This window comes from Rhizobium sp. P2_G9 (assembly GCF_056403475.1).
Genome location: NZ_JBFUFK010000042.1, coordinates 1 through 18,384 on the forward strand (window position 1 = coordinate 1; position 18,384 = coordinate 18,384).

The window sequence follows — 18,384 nt, forward strand, 5'->3', positions numbered from 1 at the left end:
GGTTCTTGTCCATCGGCCCGCAGGTTCGATCCACGCTTCCTCCCCACGGTCAGTCGCCCTTCCGCAGTTGCGCTTCTCTTCGCTCGCCATGACCAGCTTACGGTGGGACTTCCACCCACAAGAATGCGCCCATGCTGGGCGCACAACGAAAGCGGCCTTGCGAACATTTTTCGCAAGGCCGCATCGTCATTAGCTTGGGAGCGGCGAGCCGACCCGAGGGGCAAACTCAGGTGTTCAGGCAGCGGCCAATTCGACAACGTTCAATTCGACATTGATATTGCCGCGCGTCGCCTTGGAATAGGGGCAGGTCTGGTGGGCTTCTTCGACCAGGGTCCGTGCCAGCTCGGATTCAATGCCGGGCATGCTGACATTGAGGCGCGCCTGGAGGAAATAGGCGCCGTCGGTCATGCCGAGATCCACTTCGGCATCGACGGCGAGATCGGCGGGCAGCTTGACCTTGCGCTTGGCGGCGGCCAGGCCGATGGCACCGATGAAGCAGGCCGACCAGCCGGCGGCGAACAGCTGTTCCGGATTGGTGCCGGCATGGGCGCTGCCGGGAGGCGAGAGCCTGACGTCGAGCTGGCCGTCGCTGCTCTGCGAGGCGCCGTCGCGACCGCCGGTGGTGTGGGTGTGAGCGGTGTAGAGAACCTTGTCGATCTTGGTCATGATAGTCACTCCGTTGTTTGTCGCAGTCGCGACGTGTTTGACGAGGTGGGTTTTGACGGATCGACGTATCCGGGATGTGTGCAAAAGCGGGAGAATTGTATCAGAGCGTAGCAGCGGCCGGATGCGACACGCGGCAATACAATTTGCCGCGTTTTATGAGCTCACGGGATGACGACTTCCGCCGCAAGGCCGCCACCCTCGCGATTGTACAGCCGCACAGAACCGCCGATGGCAGCGGCCAATTGCTGCGCGATCGCCAGGCCGAGGCCGCTGCCGCCGGTCTCGCGGTTGCGGGATTGTTCGACCCTGTAGAAGGGCTGCATGGCGGCCTCCAGCTGGTCGTCCGGAATGCCCGGCCCGCGATCCATCACCGTGATGACGACAGCGGTTTCGCCGCGGCGCTCCATGCTGATCTCGGCTGCGCCGGCAAATTTCAGCGCATTGTCGATGAAGTTCGTCAGGATGCGCCGCAAGGCATGCGGCTTAGTCTGCACCTTGCTCTCGACCGTGCCGATGACGCTGACGGCTTTGCCCATGTCCTGGTAGTCATAGGCCATGCTTTCGACGAAGGAGGCGATATCGATGCGCGACACCTTTTCGGCATTGCCATGGGCGCTACGGGCATAGGCGATGCCGTCCTGCACCAGCCGCTCGATCTCGCCGAGATCGTGGACGAGCTTGTCCTTTTCTGGCGAGTCGTCGGCCATGTCGGCGCGCAGCCGCATGCGGGTGATTGGCGTCTGCAGGTCATGCGAGATCGCGGCAAGGATCTGCACCCGCTCTTCGAGATAATGCGTGATCCGGTCGCGCATGGCGTTGAAGGCGCGGGCGGCATGCGCGACCTCGCTCGGCCCCTTTTCGCTCAGCGGCACCGTCTTCTTGTTGGGATCAAGCGCATCGGCGGCGGCGGCAAGATCGGCCAAGGGCCGGATCGCCTGGCGGACCGCGAACCAGGTGCAGAGCACCAGAAGCAGCATCTGGATCGCCAGCACGTAAGGCAGCCAGTCGGCGATCGGCATGACGCCGCGCGGCGTGACGTCGATGGTCAGCGGCGTGCCGTCGCTCAATTTCAGATGTGCCTGCATGCGCTTGCCGTCGCCGGGGATGGATTCGATCGTCAGCGGGAATTGATGTCCCGCCGCTTCCTCGATCTTGGCGGCAATCTCCCTGCCATGTGGCGAAAGGTCTGGGACGCCGGGCAGACCACTGCTGAGTTCCAGGTGATAATTGCCGCGGCTCAGCCGATCCAGCAGATCGGCGCGCTCAGTGGTCGGCAGCCGGTCCAGCACGGCAATCGAGGTGGCGACATCGGTCTCCAGCGTGTTGAGCATCACTTCCTTGGCCGACATGTAGCGTTCGGCAAGCAGCACGGTGAAGGACAGGCCGTAGGCGATCGCCAGCCCGACCAGCAGGATGATAAAAAGCCGAGCCCTGATTGTGCTCGGCCAAAGCGGCATGGGCGTGGGAAGAGTGGCGGCCGTCATTGCCTCGGCTCCGAGATTTCGACCGGCACGGCAAAGACATAGCCTTCGCTGCGCACCGTCTTGATATAGGCGGACTCGCGCGCGTCGTCGCCAAGCCGCTGCCGCAGCCGGCTGACCAGCAGGTCGATCGAGCGGTCGAAGATTTCGGCGTCGCGGCCCTGGGTCAGGTTGAGCAACTGATCGCGGTTGAGCACCCGCTGCGGATGATCGATGAAGACGCGCAGCAGCCGGTATTCGGCGCCGCTCAGGGCGACCTCGGTGCCCTCTTTGTCGAGCAGGTGGCGGCCAACCGTATCTAGGCGCCAATCGCCGAATGTCAGGATCTGGCCGGCTTCGGTGATCTGCAGGTTGGGCGGCAGCATGCGGGTGCGGCGAAGCACCGCCTTGATGCGCGCCAGCAGTTCGCGCGCGGCAAATGGTTTCGGCAGGTAATCGTCGGCGCCCATTTCGAGCCCGATGATCCGGTCCATCTCGTCGCTGCGGGCGGTCAGCATCAAGATCGGCGTCGTCTTGTGCTTGCCGGCGCGAAGTTCGCGGCAGAGCACCAGGCCGTCATCGCCCGGCATCATCACGTCGAGCACGATCAGGTCGACGCTGTTGGCTTCCAAAAATTTGCGCATCTGGCGGCCGTCAGCAGCGACGGTTGTCTTGAGCCCGTTCTTGGTCAGGTAAGTGGAGACCAGTTCGCGGATTTCGCGATCGTCGTCGACGATCAGGACATGGTCGACATGTTCCATTTTTCTGCTTTCGGTTCTGCTCTGTCTGACATGGGCGGGCGACCCGCATAGAGGTAATGCCGACGGCCGCGAAGCGCAAATCCGCTTCGCGGGGTCGCGCCGTTCGAGCTCTATCTTACATCCGATCAACGTCGATGATCGCCTGGGCAAAGGCCTCCGGCGCTTCCTGCGGCAGGTTGTGGCCGATGCCACCGGTGATGGTGCGGTGCTGGTACTTGCCGGAGAACTTGCCGGCATAGGCCTTGGGGTCCGGATGCGGGGCGCCGTTCTGGTCGCCTTCCATCGTGATCGTCGGGATCGAAATCAGCGGGCCCTTGGCGAGCTTTTCCTCGAACGCATCGAAGCGGGCTTCGCCTTCCACCAGACCGAGCCGCCAGCGATAGTTATGGATGGTGATGGCGACATGATCGGGATTGTCGAAGGCCGTGGCCGAACGCTGGAAGGTCGCGTCGTCGAAATGCCAGGTCGGCGAGGCCGTCTCCCAGATCAGGCGGGCGAAGTCGTGAGTATGTTCCTGGTAGCCCAGCCGGCCGCGCTCGGTGGCGAAATAGAACTGGTACCACCAGGCTTGTTCGGCCTTGGGCTGCAGCGGCTTCTTGTTGATCTCCTGGCTGCCGATCAGATAGCCGCTGACGGAAACCAGCGCCTTGCAGCGTTCCGGCCAGAGGGCCGCCATGATGTCGGCAGTACGCGCGCCCCAGTCATAACCGCCGATGACGGCCTTCTGGATGCCGAGCGCATCCATCAGCGCGATCATGTCGGCAGCGAGTGCCGATTGCTGGCCGTTGCGCGGTGTGCTGGCTGAGAGGAAGCTGGTGGTGCCGTAGCCGCGCAGATAGGGAACGATGACGCGATAGCCGGCAGAAGCAAGAATTGGGGCGACATCGACATAGCTATGGATGTCGTAGGGCCAGCCGTGCAGCAGCAGGACCACCGGCTTGTTGCCCGCGCCGGCCTCGGCATAGCCGATTTCGAGATCGCCGGCCTTGATGCTCTTCATCGATTCGAAGGAGGTGTGCCTGACGGCCTTTTTGGTCGGCGTGGCGTTTGCCGCGAGCTTCTGCGTTGCTGCGCGAACCGGGTCGGCAAAGCCGAACTCCACGGCGACGGCGGTCATTGCGGCCATGCCGAACAGGCGGCGGCGTCCGAGGTTGATTTCATCAGGCATTGGTCTCTCTCCAAATGGTGTTGATCATGGTGAGGAGAAAACAGCCGGCATGTATCGGCGATATTTCAGATGCGGGCTGAATTGTATCAGACTGTAGCCTCAGCCTCAGCCTGCTACATTCCCTTACATTTCCCCCTGTTGCCGGACACATCCGGGATACGCGGCGGCCGCCAAATGCATCTCGTTGATGGCGGTGATCGATCGCCGTCCAGAACCCGATCAACGGTTTCAGAGGAAACGATGATGACGCTCATTGTCATTGCCTATCTAGGCGGCGCGCTGACGATTTTCAGCCCTTGCATTCTTCCCATCCTTCCCTTCGTGTTTGCCCGGGCGGGGCAGCACTTTGCGAAAAGCACTCTGCCGATGCTGGTCGGCATGGCAATCACCTTTGCCGGGGTCGCCACCCTTGCTGCGGTCGGCGGCAGCTGGGCGTTGCATGCCAATGAATATGGCCGTTTCGCCGCACTTCTGCTGCTGGCGCTGTTCGGCCTCAGCCTGCTGTCGCCTCAGGTTTCGAGCTGGCTGTCGCGGCCGGTCGTCGAATTCGGCAACCGGCTGACCCGCGCCGCCGGCACTGCGGCAGCGCCCACTGTCGCGAGCTCGTTCATCCTTGGCGTGGCGACTGGCCTGCTCTGGGCGCCCTGCGCCGGCCCGATCCTCGGTCTGGTGCTGACGGGTGCTGCGCTGCAAGGCGCCAATCTGGGTACGACCTTGCTGCTGCTTGCCTATGCTGCCGGCGCGGCGAGTTCGCTCGCCATCGCCCTTCTCGTCGGCGGCAAGGTGTTTTCCGCTATGAAGCGCTCGCTCAATGTCAGTGAACGCATTCGCCAGGGCCTCGGTGTTGCGGTGCTGGCCGGCGTGGCGGTGGTCGCGACCGGTCTCGACACCGGCCTGCTCGCCCGGCTCTCCTACACCAGCACGTCGTCCTTCGAACAGGCGGTGCTCGACCGGTTCAATACCAGCCGCCCGCATGCTTCCGACGTTGCCAGCAATGACCGGATGATCGGCTCAACCGACCCGAAGGCTCCCTTCGTCAGTGAGCTGCCGGTGGAAGGCATCGCTCCTTCGCTCAATGGTGCCGTGACCTGGCTAAATTCCAAGCCCCTGACGCAGGCTCAATTGAAGGGCAAGGTCGTGCTCGTCGATTTCTGGACCTATTCCTGCATCAACTGCATCCGTACCATTCCCTATGTCAAAGCCTGGGCGGAAAAGTATGCGGATCAAGGCCTCGTCGTGATCGGCGTCCATGCCCCGGAATTCGCCTTCGAGAAGAATGTCGACAATGTTCGCAAGGCGATTGCCGATTTCAAAATCGGCTATCCGGTGGCCATCGACAACGATTACCGCATCTGGCGCGCCTTCGATAACAACTACTGGCCGGCGCATTATCTGATCGATGCCAAGGGTCGCATCCGCTACCACAATTTCGGCGAAGGCAATTATGCTGAGACAGAACAGGCGATCCAGGACCTGTTGCATGAATCCGGCGGCAAGATGCAGGTTAACGCCCCCGTCGACCCGAATGCCGGGGGCTTCGAAGCCGCGCCCGATTTCGCCGATGTCCGCTCCGGCGAGACCTATATCGGCTATGGCAAGGCGACGGGCTTTGCCTCGCCGGAAAACGTCCAGGCGGATGCAGCGCGCGATTATTCGATCGCCGAGCCGGGCTTGAACGAATGGGGCCTCTCCGGCACCTGGACGATCGGGGCGGAAAAAGCGGATCTCGACAAGGCCAATGGCGCGATCCGTTACCGCTTCAGCGCCCGCGACCTGCATCTGGTCCTCGGTCCGGGCTCGAACGGCAAGCCGATCCGCTTCCGGGTGACCATGGACGGCAAGGCGCCCGGCGAAAATCATGGCGCTGATACGGACGCCCAGGGTTTTGGCACGGTGACCGCGACACGGCTCTATCAGCTCGTCCGCCAAGCCGGTGACGTCCAGGCCCGCAATTTCGAAATCCAGTTCCTCGACCCCGGTGTCGAAGCCTACGCCTTCACCTTCGGCTGACAGATCGGTCAATACCGGCAGCAATCCAACTTAAATCCAAGCAAAGGAGCACGTCCATGTCCAAGATCCTCTCGACCTTCGCACTCGCCTTTTTCACCAGCGCCATCGCCTTTGCAGCCCAGGCGGCGGAGATCAAGAACATAGTCATCGTCCATGGTGCGCTGGCCGACGGTTCCGGCTGGCGCAAGGCGACCGAGATTCTCGAAAAGCGCGGCTATAACGTCACTGTCGTCCAGGAGCCGATCACGTCGCTGGCCGATGACGTTGCCGCGACCAAGCGCGTGCTCGACCTGCAGGATGGCCCGGCGCTGCTTGTCGGCCATAGCTATGGCGGCATGGTGATCACCGAGGCGGGCAAGGACCCCAAAGTAGCTGGCCTTGTCTATGTCGCGGCCTTCGAACCGGAGAAGGGTGAGAGCCTGGCCGCGCTTGCCGGCACCAAGCCGGCGGCCGGCAAGAGCATCAAGCAAACCAAGGACGGCAAATATCTCTATCTCGACCCCGCCGCCTTCGCCCAGGATTTTGCCGCCGACCTGCCCAAGGACGAGGCTGCCTTCCTGGCGAATTCACAGGTCTTCGCTTCGGTCGATGCCTTCTCGGCCAAGGTCGGCGATCCTGCCTGGCGGACGAAGAAGAGCTGGGCGATCGTGGCGACCGAGGACCGCTCGATCAATCCGGACCTCGAACGCACAATGGCCAAGCGCGCCGGCAGCAAAGTGACGGAGATCAAGGCTAGCCATGCCGTCTTCACGTCACAGCCGCAGAAGGTGGCGGATGTCATTGTTGAAGCAGCGAAGACCGCTGAAAAGTAAGCCGGCTACCCGCCGCTGTTCATGCACTGCCCCGGCGCCTCAATATTTGGGCCGCCGGGGCCGCTTCCATATTATTCAGTCGGCGCGGGTCAGGGCAGCGCGACATATCCCACGCAATAGCTTTGTGCGCTGCCCTCTGTCTTCGGCAGGGTCTGCCAAAGACGAAACTGCACCATTGTCCAAGCGGTAGGATCGAAGGCGGCGACCGCTGCTACGGCGCCCCGATCGGCAGCCTCCCGGGCTTCTCCCTCTGCTTGCTGTCGAAGTGCGGCCAGATCGGCATGTGGTTTTATCGGAATCTCCCGGCGGGTTGCGAATTTCGCCGCTCGCAAATCCGCGCCGAGTTCTGCACGCCAGACCGACCAGGTCCGCACGACCGGCCATCCGAAATCCCCCGACAGGACCGCAAAACCCGGCCCGCAAAGGAAATCGTTCATGCCTTCCGGCTGGTCCCAGAGATAGAACGGCGCATAAAGATTTTCAGAGCTGGCAAGAGCGCCGTCCCGCTTCCGGGCAGTGAGATAGGCCTTGAAGCGGAGATGCGGGAAACCATCGAGCGCCGGTCCCTTGTCACGGATGCGGCGGTCGATGATGGTCATGTCATAATCCGCGGGCAAGGCGATGCTGTATTGCATGGCAATCATGATTGTCCTCCGATCTCTTCGACGGGTTCCAGCCAATGGACCGCTGTCCCATCCTTTACGGGTTGGATGCTGACATAGCTGAACGGGCTTTTTGGGCTCGCGCCGTGCCAATGACGCTCTTCTGGCGCGAACCAGATGCTATCGCCGGCGTGCACCTCCGTCACCTCGCCGCCATCGCGCTGGACCAGGCCGATCCCGTCGAGCACGAACAGCAGCTGACCCCGCGGATGCGTGTGCCAATGGGTGATCGTACCCGGTTCGACAAAGGCGCGCATCGCCGTCATCTCCCCTTCCCTTCTGCTCGATAGCAGCATCTGGACGAGAAACGGTGCCGTTGCCACGCCATCCGGTGCGCGGACGATGTCACTGCCGGCGCGCTTGATTGTCATGGCCGGCGGGCAGGCATCCGCCATCTCGAACGGATTGCTCATGCGCCCCTCCCCTCCCCCGGTTGAGCAGCCGAGACGCCCGAGGCGAAGGACCAATCCTCGAAAGTCGAGTTGGCGATTATGACCATGACATCCTCCAGCCGAATGCCGGGCGCCGCGGCCAGAAGATCGACAAGCCGGCGATAAAAGCGGCGCTTGGTCTCGTCGGTCCGCGCTTTGCCGGTGGTGATGTGGAAAAGGATGAAATTGTCGGAACGGGGACCGCCGCGATAGTTGCGGTCGAAGATCAATTCCTCCGGCTGATGCTGGTGGATCGCAACAAAATGATCGTGCTCCGGCACGTCGAAGCATTCGACGAGCGCGCGATCAAGACTGTCGGTCACCGACTTGAGATAATCCCGGCTCTTGCCGGCCAGGAGCGAGATGCGGGCAAAGGGCATGGTTTTTCTCCCTTGAGCATGATTGACAGGCCCATTTTGACGCGACATGATCATTCTGAAAATCGGATAATTCAGGACTGTAAATCCTGATTTTCGGGATGAATATCATGCGCCTGACAAATCTCGATATGGATGCGCTGCGCAGCTTCGTGACCGGCATGGACACGGGTTCGTTCGCGCGGGCGGCGGATCGTCTCGGCCGGTCGACATCGGCTGTGAGTGCGCAACTCAAGAAACTGGAGATGCAGGCGGCTGTGTCGCTGGTTCGTAAATCCGGCCGCGGACTGGCGCTGACGGATGGCGGCGAGGTGCTGCTCGCCTATGCAAGGCGCATGCTCGACCTCAACGACCAGGCGATCAACGCCGTGCGCGGCGTCGAGCTGGAGGGCTGGATAAGGCTCGGCCTGCAGGAGGATTTCGGTGAAACCGTGCTGCCGCGCGTCCTCGGCCGTTTCGCCCGCGCCCACCCGAAGGTGAAGATCGAAGGCCGGATCGCCCGCAATGCCGAATTGATCGAGAAGATCGCATCCGGCCAGCTCGACCTCGCGCTGGCATGGGACGACGGAAGCCTATCGTCGACGGCGCAGCCCCTCGCGGCACTGCCGCTCGCTTGGCTGGGATCGGCCGACAACGACGTGGCGTGGAGCTGCGCAAGTGGGGAGCTATTGCCGCTCGTGGCATTGGAAGCGCCCTGCATGTTGCGCACCATTGCCTGCAACGTGCTCGACCGGGCGGGCATCCCCTGGCGCATCGCCTTCGTCAGTCCCAGTCTCGGCGGCCTATGGGCGGCGACCGCTGCGGGATTGGGCATCGCGCTCCGCACATCCGTCGGCAAGCCATCATCGGTGCGATTGCTCGAACCCGCTCTTCACGGCCTGCCGAAATTATCGTCGCTTGGATTGGTGCTTCACCGACCGAGCAAAGAGGTCAGCCCGATTGCCGAACATCTTGCTTCCATCATCCGCCAGTCGCTCAACGAGACGCTGCCGCAGGAATGGCTTCGGCACTGATTCCGAAGTGAGTGCCATTGCAAGTGTGGTGCCTGACGCAAAGTTGCATATCAAGGCCGCGTCAATGGATGTTCAGCGGAGAGGCTGTATCCGCGAGACGAGCTTGTCGACGCTTGCCTCTATGCCATCGGCGTTTTCAAACCGAACCACGCGGACTTTGCTGTCACGTTCCACGGATACGGCGATCTTTTCGAACCGTGAAGCCATCTCGTCGATCTGGTGTGGCGTGATTTCCTGCTCGTAGCTACGGCCCCGCCGCTTGATCCGTTCGAGAACGATGCCGTCGGGAGCCTCGACGATGATCAGCATGTCTGGCCGAGGTGTTTCGGCCCCTGCCAGGTGGGCGAATTCCCTCAGGATCTTGAAGTCGGACGCATTGAGATTGGCGCGGCCGAAATATTCTATCTTGTGCAAATCCCAGTCGGCGACGATGAGCTGGTTTGACTGTTCCAGCGCCCGTTTCATATCGCCAAGCTGGCGCAGGCGATGAAACAGGAATTCCATCTCTGTGGCCAGGGCATCCTTGCTCGCGACCGTCAGGAAGCGGCTGACCTTCTCGATCGGGTCGGCGAAAAAACGCGCACCGAGCCGATTCGAGAGCCCCTCCGCCAGGGTTGTCTTTCCTACGCCGATAGGACCTTCGAATGCGATGAACATGCCCGCCTAACATCGCCAGCAAAATGAATTGCATGAGGGGTTATCATTCCGGCCGATGCCCGGCAAGAGATGGGAGAGCCTGTCGATGTCCAGCGAGACCCTTGGAACCCCGCCTTGATGTGTAGGGGAAGGCCGCTTCCTCGTTTCGATTATGTCATTCGGTTTAGCCGCCCATGCCTCAATTCCGTAAATGATTAGAAAAACCTCCTGCAATTTTAAAAATCACTTAAAAAATAAAATCTATAAAATTAGTGTTTTATATGACAGTCTTCCTGTGTAGATTGCGAATGCCTGCTTCGATCGAGGCGGACGTCCAGTGGTCAGCATATGGAGGTCGTTGATGAAGAGACAGATCAAGCTCGGCGCATTCCTTCCCGGCGGCGGCCAGCATATTGCATCCTGGCGCCATCCCGACCAACCGGTCGATGGGGCGACGAATTTCAAATTCCATGTCGAACTGGCGCAGGCGGCAGAACGCGGTCTCTTCGACGCCTATTTCCTGGCCGATGGGCTGGCGGTCGCCTTCGGCGGCGGCATCGAGGGCGGCAATGCGCGGGTGGTGGGCTTCGAACCGGTCACGCTGTTTTCAGCGCTGGCGCCGTTCACCAAAAATCTCGGTTTCATCGCGACCTCGTCGACCACCTACGAGGAGCCCTATTCCGTCGCGCGCAAATTCGCCTCGCTCGACCTGATCTCCGGCGGTCGTGCCGGCTGGAATGTCGTCACCACGGCGACGGACTCTGCGGCGCGGAACTTCAATCGCGAACAGCAATTGCCGCATGCAGCCCGATACAGGCGGGCCGCCGAACATGTCGACGTCGTCAAGAAGCTCTGGGAAAGTTTCGAGGACGATGCATTCCTCCGCGATCGCGACAGCGGCGTCTATTTCGACGTGGACAAGGTGCATCGTACAGACCATCGCGGCGAGCATTTTTTCGTGGAAGGCCCGCTGAATGTGCCGCGTTCGCCGCAGGGCCATCCTGTCATCGTCCAAGCGGGACAATCGGACGATGGGCGCGGCCTCGCCGCGGCAACCGCCGAAGTGATCTTCACGGCGCATCAGAAGCTCGACACCGCGCGGGAATTCTATCGCGACATCAAGGCGCGTGCGCGCGGCCTCGGCCGCGATCCGTCGCATGTTCTGGTCATGCCTGGCGTCTCGCCATTCGTCGGGCGCACAACGGCGGAAGCGCGCGAGAAATATGAGCGCCTGACGAGCCTCATCATTGAGGAGGACGGACTGGCGCTGATCAATGGATTGAGCGGCGGTGAGCTCGATCTTGCCGGCGCCGATCTCGATGGCCCGTTGCCGCCCGCACCGCCGACGGAAGGTATGAAGAGCCGTCAGGAGCTGATCCGCCGCATCGCCGACGAAAACAATTTCTCCATCCGGCAGCTCTATCAGTGGATCGCCTCGGCGCGCGGCCATTTCACCATTGTCGGTTCTGCTGTGGAGATTGCCGACATGCTGCAGGAATGGTTCGAGAACGAGGGCGCCGACGGATTCAATATCCTGCCGCCCTGGCTCCCCACCGGTCTCAACGACTTCGTCGATCTGGTCATTCCCGAACTGCAGCGCCGCGGCCTGTTCCGCACCGCCTATGAGGGCACGACACTCAGGCAAAATCTTGGCCTGCCCTTTCCCGAGACCCGCTGGCGCACCGCCTATACTGAAGCTGCCGAGTAATCGACACCCTCAAACGGAGGAAAGTGCATGGCAATCGAGACCGAACAGCAAGTCATCCTGCCAGGCTATGGCGCAACGCCGTTCTGGTTCAGTGGCCTAGTCAGGAATGCGCTGGCGATCCTCGGCAATTTTTTGTCCCGCTATGGATTGCTCATCGCCTTTGCGCTGCTCTGGGAGGTGGCGCCTCTGCTTCGCTGGGTGAATCCGGCGGTGTTTTCGCCACTGCACGCCATCCTGATCGCACTTTGGAACGGCGTCACAACCGGCACCTTCGCCAGCGACATTGCGATCAGCTTGCAGCGGGCGGGGATCGCATATGGCGCTGCTATCGGGTTCGGCATCCCGCTCGGCCTGTTCATGGGGCAGATGCGGGTCATCGAGCGCAGCCTCGATCCGATCCTGCAACTTTTCCGCCAGACCTCGGCACTCGCGCTCTATCCGGTGTTCATCCTGTTCCTCGGCCTCGGCGAGACCTCGAAAATCTTCGTGATCTTCTGGGCGACGCTGTTTCCGATCCTTCTCTCCACCATTGGCGGGGTCAAGCAGGTCGATCCGAAGCTCATTGAAATGGCGCGTGTCTATGGTGCCCGGCGGCTCACCGTGTTCCGTCGCGTCGTGCTGCCCGCCGCGCTGCCGCAGATCTTCGTCGGCCTGCGGCTCAGCGCGACGACATCATTGCTCTTGCTGATCGCGGCGGAGATGATCGGTGCGAATTCCGGCGTCGGCTTCCAGGTGATGAACGCCCAATACAATTTCCAGATCCCGCTGATGTATGCGGCAATCCTGCTGCTGGCGCTTCTCGGACTGGCGGCCAATTTCGTCCTGCAGCGGCTCCAGGCCCGGCTCTGCCGCTGGTCGAGCGTCAAGGACTGAACGCCCGGCTCGTACCGAGGCGCAACTCAACCCATCAAACAACGGAGTTCAAGATGACGATTTCCCGCCGTACCTTCGGCCGCGCGGCCGCGCTCGCTGCCGGCCTCTTCCTGGCCGCTCCCGCCAGTCTCGCTTTTGCCGCCGAGCAGGAGCAGGTGACGATCCGCTATCTCGCCAGCCAGGGCGGTCTCTCTGCCCACGAACTCGCCGATGCACTCGGCTATTTCAAGGGCACGGGCATTACACTCAAGGATGTCGGCTATGCCCAGGGCGGCCCGGCATCGCTGTTTGCTCTGGCTTCGGGCGATGTCGAGCTTGGCGGTGCTGCAACGGCGGCCGTGCTGAATTCCATCGCCGGCGGTAATGATTTCGTCGCCGTCTATGCTTCAAACGGCATCAACAAGCAGACAGAGAGCATTTTCTACACGCTCCCGGGCAGCCCGATCAAATCGATCAAGGACATCGCCGGCAAGACGATCGCCGTCAACACGCTCGGCGCCCATCTCGACTATACAGTGCGTGAGGCGCTCCACTCGGTTGGCCTGCCGGAGAACGCCGCCAAGCTCGTCGTCGTGCCGGGTCCGCAGCTCGAACAGGTGTTGCGCTCGAAGCAGGTCGACATTTCCGCGTTCGGCTATTGGCAGAAGACGTTTGAGGGCGCGGCGCTGAAGAACGGGCCGATGCAGAAGATTTTTGGCGATACCGACGTGCTCGGCGAGATTGCCGGCGGTTTCACAGTCATGCGCCGTGACTGGATCAAGGAGCATCCGCAGGCAGCGAGGATCTTTGTCGAGAAGTCGCAGGCAGCGCTCGAATATGCCCGGCTCCATCCCGAAGAGACCAAGAAGGTAATCGCTAAGGTCCTTGCCTCTCGCAACGAGAATGCCGCTATTGCGCAATATTTCACCGGTTACGGCGTGCGTGAAGGCGGCAAGGCCGTGCCGCGCGATCTGCAGTTCTGGATCGACATTCTCGCGCGCGATGGCGTGCTGAAGCCCGGCCAGCTCAAGGCCGAGGATATTCTTTATGACCCGGCGAAATTCTCCACCGCGAGCAACTGAGGACGAGACCGATGGCTGTCGCTGAACTCACCACGCGCGGAGAGGTGACGATCCGCAATCTCTCGAAATCCTTTTCGATCAATGGCCGGCATCTGAGCGTGCTGCAGGCAGTCAGCAACCATATTCGCGCTGGCGAGAGCCTTGCGGTCGTGGGCGCCTCCGGCTCCGGCAAGACGACGCTGCTCAGGGTACTTGCCGGGCTCGAAGAGGCTGATCGGGGCGATGTGTTGATCGACGGCCAGCCTGTCCGCGGCGTGGGCACGGACCGCGCCGTGATTTTCCAGGAGCCGCGGCTGCTGCCGTGGCTCACTGTGCTCGACAATGTCGCCTTTCCGCTGCAGAATCGCGGGCTGGGCAAAGCGGAGGCGCGCAAGCGGGCGGAGCACTATGTCGAACTCGTCGGGCTCTCCGAGTTCACCGAAGCCCTGCCGTCACAGCTTTCGGGCGGCATGGCCCAGCGGGTCGGCATTGCCAGGGCGCTCGCGGTCAAGCCGGAAATCCTGCTTCTCGACGAGCCTTTCGGCGCGCTCGATGCCATGACCAAGATCACCATGCAGGAAGAGCTTTCCCGCATCTGGCGGGAGGAGAAGGTGACGATGATCCTCGTCACCCACGACCTCGAAGAAGCGGTCTTCCTCGCTGACCGGGTGCTGATCCTCTCCAAGGAGAAGGGCGGCCGGACCCGCGAAATCGACATCGACCTGCCGCGTCCGCGCAACCGCAGCGAGGCACGCTTCGTCAGGTTCCGCGAACAATTGTTGAACGAATTCGGGCTGCACTGACATCCAGCTGCAGAATGCAAAGGAGTAGAAAATGGCCAAGCGCGACGAACAGATGAGCCTCGGCGCCTTCCTCTTGTTTACCGGCCATCATGTCGCCGCATGGCGGCATCCCGGCGCCTCCGACAGCACGCGTTTCCAGGATTTCGCCCAGTTTGCCCGGATCGCGGAAGACGCCAAGTTCGACGCGGTGTTCTTGGCCGACGGGGTTAATGTCCGCGGGCAGAATATCGATGCCGCGAGCCGCAAGGCGCATTCGGGATTCTACCCATTCGAGCCGATCACGCTGCTGTCGGCGCTCTCTGCCGTGACCAGCCGCATCGGATTGGTTGCGACGGCATCGACCAGCTTCTCCGATCCCTACAATCTCGCCCGACAGTTCGCTTCGCTCGATCACCTCTCGGGTGGCCGGGCCGGCTGGAATCTCGTGACATCAGCCGATCCCGGTTCGGCATACAATTTCAGCCGTGATGCGATCATCGCCCATGCCGACCGCTATGAGCGTGCGGAAGAATTCGTCGACGTCGTGACCGGTCTCTGGGACACGACCGATGACGACACCTTTCTGCGCGACAGGGAAAGCGGCGTCTATTTCCATCCCGAGAAAGTGCGCCGCCTCGACCATCGCGGCGCCTTCTTCCAGGTGCGGGGACCGTTGAATATTGCTCGTGCGCCACAAGGTCATCCGGTCGTGGTGCAGGCCGGATCGTCCGAGCCGGGCAAGGAGCTTGCCGCGCGCACAGCCGAAGCGATCTTCACCGCTCAGCAGACGCTCGAAAGTTCGGTTGCCTTCTATGGCGACCTCAAGGGCCGGCTGGCAAAACACGGCCGGTCGACGGACGACGTCAAGATCCTGCCGGGTGTATTTCCCGTTGTCGGCCGGACGCGGCAGGAAGCTGACGACAAGTTCGAGTCGCTGCAGGCCTTGCTCGAGCCATCGGTAGGCCTCGACATGCTGGCGGAACTCGCCGGCGTCGAAGAAGTCCGCACGCTTCCTATCGATGCGCTGATTTCGCAGCTGCCCGAGACCGAGGGTGGCAAGAGCCGCCGAGCGCTTTTCCTTGAACTCGCCGCCCGAGAAAATCTGACTCTCCGGCAACTCTACCAGCGTGTCGCCGGAGCACGTGGCCACTGGCAGGTGGTTGGTACCGCGGAGGAGATTTCGGATCAACTCGAAGAGCGCTTCGTCAATTATGGTGCAGATGGCTTCAACATCATGTCGCCGGTTCTGCCTTGGGGACTCACTGACTTTGTCGAACTCGTCCTGSCGGAACTGCGTCGTCGCGGCCTGTTCCGCAGCGAATATCAGGGTTCGACACTGCGCGAGCATCTCGGCCTGAAGCGCCCCGCCCCCAAAATCCCTGCCCATGCCCTGGCGGCAGAATAGCAGCGCGCTTTTAGAACGACGATCTGATAGGCTGGGCGTCCGTAATGCCGGACGAACAGGTAATTTCATGTCGGATGCGTGGCTGGAAACGACAGGTATCAGAGTTCAGCGATGGACGATTGCGCCGGGCGCCCACTTTATTCCGGCGACGCCCTATCACCGCCTCGGCATTCATCTTGGCAGGCCAGTCAATGCCTCGTGCCGCTGCGATGACCAGCGGCATATCCGTGTCCAGTCGCATGGCGATATCGATATCGTGCCGGCAGGGTTGGACGGCGAATGGGAAGATGATGGCGAGTGCACGATCCTGCGGCTATGGCTGACCCCGGCACTCCTGCATCGGGCTGCGGAGGATCTGGATCTCGATCCGGCTCGCGTCAGGCTGAAACCGAAATTTCAGCACAGGAATGCCCGGATCGAGCACATTGCGCTTGCGCTCGAGGCACAGTCCGACCCGGCCGGACGCCACGACAATCTGATTGCGGAAAGCCTGGCCAGGGCCTTGGCGCTGCAGCTGATCGGAAGCGAAGCCATCACGGCGAACATCCCCGGCGGGCAGACGCTCACATCTGGGCAGCGGCGTCGAATGGTCGAGTTCGTCGAAAGCCATCTGGAACAGGATCTGTCGCTGGAGCAACTAGCACGCGTGGCAGGCGTCAGCGTCTCGCATCTCAAGGCGCTTTTCCCCCGGTCGTTCGGCCTTTCCGTGCATCAATATATCATCCGCCAGCGGGTCGAGCGGGCAAAGGCTTTGATCATTGCGGGACGGTTCCCCCTCAGCGAAATCGCGCTGATGGCGGGGTTTTCGCATCAAAGTCACATGGCGCGGATGATGAAGCGCGTTCTCGGCGTGACACCATCAGGGCTTTTGCGAGCGGTATCCTGATACTCACCCATCAATGATTTGGCTGTTTCTGCTATTGCCTGGCGGTTTCTGCGCGAAACCGACGGCGAAGCAGCGTTCATTGCGCGCTCTGGAAATATTGAGGAGAGCGACGATGTTCACCATTCTTGGGGCAACCGGCAAGATCGGCCGAAGCACGATCTACGCGCTGCGGAAAGCGGGAGCGCCTGTGAAGGCGGTTGTTCGAAACCGCGTCACTGCCGAAGATCTTCAGGCGATGGGCTGCGAGGTTGCTGTCGCGGATATCCGGGACAAAGGCGCTCTCACCGAAGCTCTGCGAGATTCCGAGGCGGTTCAAGTCATCTGCCCGGTAGATAGCCGTGCCGAACACGCCGAGGCCGAAATGCAGGCCGCCATCGTGGCTATCGCTGGGGCACTTGGCGCGGCTCGACCACGCTCTGTCCTGGCGGTTTCCGACTATGGTGCACATCTTGGGCAGGATACGGGCATCACAAGGCTGTTTCGCTACTTGGAGGATGATCTGGAAAAGATCGGTCTGCCGCTGACGATCCTGAGATCGGCAGAGCATATGGAAAATTGGGCACGCGTTGCAAAGCGCACCATCGACACTGGAATACTGCCCAGCCTGCACGATCCGGTGACGAAGAAATTTCCGACGATATCGGCATCCGATGTCGGCGTGATTGCTGCAGACCTGCTGCTGTCGGCGGATCGAGATCTGCCGCTTCGCATCGTTCACGCAGAAGGCCCGGCGCGCTACAGCGCCGAGGACGTTGCCAACATTCTGCAGGAGCTCGTCGGGCGTGCGATCACAGCTCGGTCGCTTTCTCCGGCGGAGCGGGTTCCCGCGCTCGTCGCTGGCGGGATCAGCGGCAGCTATGCCGAATTGGTCGCTACTATGTTCAAGGTCCACAATGCAGGTTTGATCGATGTCGAGGCCGGGGTCGGACAGACGCGGTTGGGCACAACGCCGATGAAGGAGGTGCTTACCCGCCTCACGCTTCCGGCCGGTGGGTGAGGGACTTCCAAATCTATATCGGCTTCGATGATGAGGCCGATCAGTACATCGGGAGCACCGGTGGCGAATGGCACTGGCACTCATGACTCTATTGCTCGCATCGAGACGCCGACTTAAGCCCCCTCCCCTTCCAAGGACGCAAGCCAAGTCGGAATTGCCACGGTCCTGCTGCGGCAGCTTTATGCTGATAGCCACCGCAGCTTGGCGTCCATTGACCCCGCTTAGGGGCGCGAACCCGCGCTGATCAGGCGCCAACCCACGGCGTAGCGGCCGGGGCCGCTGGCCGCGGCCAAAAGCAGACCGGCGAAGAAGGTGAAGTGATCGATGAAGAAGCCGAATTCCGTCTGGTTGCCGCTCCAGCGGTTCGGGCCATGAAAGGCGAAGGCCAGGAAGATGACGTAGACCGCAGCGAGCAGTGCCGCCTCGCTGAAGAAGGCGCCACTGAAGAAGGCGAGCACGAGCAAGGTTTCGAAGATGGCGGCGAGCCAGGCGAGCGGCAGCGACAGAGGGAAGCCGGCTGAGGCGATATAGCCTGCCGTCGCGTGTATATCCATGAATTTGAAGCTGACCGCCATGAGGAAGACGCCGCCGAAAATGAGGCGCGAGGCGATGATGGCAATGGTTTTCAGCATGGGATTTTCCTCTATTCGAGAATTGTTGATCGAGTGCCCGGGCGCTCTTGGCCGCGGCTTCCCTA

Annotated in this window: 19 protein-coding genes; 10 read left to right on the forward strand and 9 right to left on the reverse strand. The window is 61.6% G+C overall.

The genetic code is table 11. From position 1 onward, the window contains the following. Window positions 1-234 precede the first annotated feature (234 nt). The 4 genes from AC1DYF_RS29250 to AC1DYF_RS29265 all read right to left on the reverse strand — a co-directional run bounded on the left by AC1DYF_RS29250 (window position 235) and on the right by AC1DYF_RS29265 (window position 4,055). A complete protein-coding gene (locus AC1DYF_RS29250; protein WP_477880967.1) occupies window positions 235-666 on the reverse strand; it encodes an organic hydroperoxide resistance protein in 432 nt (143 codons plus the stop codon). Window positions 667-827: 161 nt separating this feature from the next. Next, window positions 828-2,150 (reverse strand): ATP-binding protein, encoded by a 1,323-nt coding sequence (locus AC1DYF_RS29255; RefSeq protein WP_477880968.1) that lies wholly within the window; start codon window positions 2,148-2,150, stop codon window positions 828-830. Beyond that, window positions 2,147-2,887, reverse strand: coding sequence for a response regulator (locus AC1DYF_RS29260; protein ID WP_477880970.1), 741 nt, complete (start codon window positions 2,885-2,887; stop codon window positions 2,147-2,149). The genes AC1DYF_RS29255 and AC1DYF_RS29260 overlap by 4 nt, the downstream gene beginning before the upstream one ends. Before the next feature lie 115 nt (window positions 2,888-3,002). After that, on the reverse strand, window positions 3,003-4,055 hold the full coding sequence (locus AC1DYF_RS29265; RefSeq protein WP_477880971.1) for an alpha/beta fold hydrolase: 1,053 nt from the start codon (window positions 4,053-4,055) through the stop codon (window positions 3,003-3,005). 243 nt (window positions 4,056-4,298) lie between these two features. On the opposite strand from AC1DYF_RS29265, the gene AC1DYF_RS29270 reads away from it, so the two are divergent. Both AC1DYF_RS29270 and AC1DYF_RS29275 read left to right on the forward strand, forming a co-directional pair. Next, entirely contained in the window at window positions 4,299-6,065 is a 1,767-nt protein-coding gene (locus AC1DYF_RS29270) for a cytochrome c biogenesis protein DipZ (protein WP_477880973.1), read from the forward strand. A gap of 56 nt (window positions 6,066-6,121) precedes the next feature. After that, window positions 6,122-6,877 (forward strand): alpha/beta hydrolase, encoded by a 756-nt coding sequence (locus AC1DYF_RS29275; RefSeq protein ID WP_477880974.1) that lies wholly within the window; start codon window positions 6,122-6,124, stop codon window positions 6,875-6,877. Window positions 6,878-6,966: 89 nt separating this feature from the next. Here AC1DYF_RS29275 and AC1DYF_RS29280 read toward each other — a convergent pair whose 3' ends face one another. The 3 genes from AC1DYF_RS29280 to AC1DYF_RS29290 are packed head-to-tail and all read right to left on the reverse strand — an operon-like array spanning window position 6,967 to window position 8,350. Further along, on the reverse strand, window positions 6,967-7,521 hold the full coding sequence (locus tag AC1DYF_RS29280) for a DUF4865 family protein (RefSeq protein ID WP_477880975.1): 555 nt from the start codon (window positions 7,519-7,521) through the stop codon (window positions 6,967-6,969). Continuing rightward, complete coding sequence (locus AC1DYF_RS29285; protein ID WP_477880977.1) at window positions 7,518-7,952, reverse strand: cupin domain-containing protein; 435 nt, start codon at window positions 7,950-7,952, stop codon at window positions 7,518-7,520. The genes AC1DYF_RS29280 and AC1DYF_RS29285 overlap by 4 nt, the downstream gene beginning before the upstream one ends. After that, entirely contained in the window at window positions 7,949-8,350 is a 402-nt protein-coding gene (locus AC1DYF_RS29290; RefSeq protein WP_477880978.1) for a tautomerase family protein, read from the reverse strand. The genes AC1DYF_RS29285 and AC1DYF_RS29290 overlap by 4 nt, the downstream gene beginning before the upstream one ends. 107 nt (window positions 8,351-8,457) lie before the next feature. On the opposite strand from AC1DYF_RS29290, the gene AC1DYF_RS29295 reads away from it, so the two are divergent. Beyond that, window positions 8,458-9,360: a LysR substrate-binding domain-containing protein gene (locus AC1DYF_RS29295; RefSeq protein ID WP_477880980.1), complete on the forward strand. Its 903-nt coding sequence runs from the start codon at window positions 8,458-8,460 to the stop codon at window positions 9,358-9,360. 72 nt (window positions 9,361-9,432) lie between these two features. On the opposite strand, the gene AC1DYF_RS29300 is transcribed toward AC1DYF_RS29295, so the two are convergent. Beyond that, window positions 9,433-10,017 (reverse strand): deoxynucleoside kinase, encoded by a 585-nt coding sequence (locus AC1DYF_RS29300; RefSeq protein ID WP_477880982.1) that lies wholly within the window; start codon window positions 10,015-10,017, stop codon window positions 9,433-9,435. Between the two features lie 340 nt (window positions 10,018-10,357). Between AC1DYF_RS29300 and AC1DYF_RS29305 the strand changes: the two genes are divergently transcribed. The 7 genes from AC1DYF_RS29305 (at window position 10,358) to AC1DYF_RS29335 (ending at window position 17,687) form a co-directional block, all read left to right on the forward strand. Beyond that, window positions 10,358-11,704 carry an LLM class flavin-dependent oxidoreductase gene (locus AC1DYF_RS29305; RefSeq protein ID WP_477880984.1) on the forward strand — a complete coding sequence of 449 codons (1,347 nt, stop codon included), beginning with the start codon at window positions 10,358-10,360 and terminating at the stop codon, window positions 11,702-11,704. A 27-nt stretch (window positions 11,705-11,731) separates the two neighbouring features. Next, window positions 11,732-12,577, forward strand: coding sequence for an ABC transporter permease (locus AC1DYF_RS29310; RefSeq protein ID WP_477880985.1), 846 nt, complete (start codon window positions 11,732-11,734; stop codon window positions 12,575-12,577). 53 nt (window positions 12,578-12,630) lie between these two features. Next, the gene (locus AC1DYF_RS29315; RefSeq protein ID WP_477880987.1) at window positions 12,631-13,638 is read left to right on the forward strand and encodes an ABC transporter substrate-binding protein; all 1,008 of its coding nucleotides are present in this window, start codon (window positions 12,631-12,633) and stop codon (window positions 13,636-13,638) included. An 11-nt stretch (window positions 13,639-13,649) separates the two neighbouring features. After that, window positions 13,650-14,420: an ABC transporter ATP-binding protein gene (locus tag AC1DYF_RS29320; protein ID WP_477880989.1), complete on the forward strand. Its 771-nt coding sequence runs from the start codon at window positions 13,650-13,652 to the stop codon at window positions 14,418-14,420. Between the two features lie 31 nt (window positions 14,421-14,451). After that, entirely contained in the window at window positions 14,452-15,804 is a 1,353-nt protein-coding gene (locus tag AC1DYF_RS29325) for an LLM class flavin-dependent oxidoreductase (protein ID WP_477880990.1), read from the forward strand. 67 nt (window positions 15,805-15,871) lie between these two features. Continuing rightward, window positions 15,872-16,690, forward strand: a complete 819-nt coding sequence (locus tag AC1DYF_RS29330) for a helix-turn-helix transcriptional regulator (protein WP_477880992.1) — start codon at window positions 15,872-15,874, stop codon at window positions 16,688-16,690. A gap of 13 nt (window positions 16,691-16,703) precedes the next feature. Continuing rightward, the gene (locus AC1DYF_RS29335) at window positions 16,704-17,687 is read left to right on the forward strand and encodes an NmrA family NAD(P)-binding protein (protein WP_477880994.1); all 984 of its coding nucleotides are present in this window, start codon (window positions 16,704-16,706) and stop codon (window positions 17,685-17,687) included. A 221-nt stretch (window positions 17,688-17,908) separates the two neighbouring features. Here the strand turns inward: AC1DYF_RS29335 and AC1DYF_RS29340 are convergent, their stop codons facing one another. Further along, the gene (locus AC1DYF_RS29340; RefSeq protein WP_477880996.1) at window positions 17,909-18,319 is read right to left on the reverse strand and encodes a DoxX family protein; all 411 of its coding nucleotides are present in this window, start codon (window positions 18,317-18,319) and stop codon (window positions 17,909-17,911) included. Window positions 18,320-18,384: the final 65 nt, after the last annotated feature.